Genomic DNA, 242 nt, shown 5'->3' with positions numbered 1-242 from the left:
AAGCGGTTGGTTTTATTGATGGAATATTGCGATTTCCTGAGTATCAGGTTACTTGAATTTTTCGGATTCCCTCCGGTCCTTCTCCATATACTTCCGGATTTGCTCGTCTTCCCATTTTTTGCCGAAGAATGGGAGCCAGCCAAATACCTTGGCCCCGTGGAAAGCCAATCCGATTCCCCAAAACAACGGGGTGTACAGGCTATACCATTGGAAGAGCGCCTGCCCGTCGTAGAAGATCCGGA

At 48.8% G+C, this 242-nt stretch carries 1 protein-coding gene; it reads right to left on the bottom strand.

Annotated features, from left to right (window positions below; translation table 11 throughout):
* Window positions 1-48 precede the first annotated feature (48 nt).
* A partial coding sequence (locus ACRHNM_RS17880) for a 2TM domain-containing protein (protein WP_431137984.1) occupies window positions 49-242 on the bottom strand: 194 nt, incomplete at its 5' end.

The organism is Psychroserpens mesophilus (assembly GCF_050617655.1).
GTDB classification, from domain to species: domain Bacteria; phylum Bacteroidota; class Bacteroidia; order Flavobacteriales; family Flavobacteriaceae; genus Psychroserpens; species Psychroserpens mesophilus_A.
The sequence above is the reverse complement of the archived record's forward strand: the minus strand, read 5'-3'. Positions and strand labels throughout refer to the sequence as shown.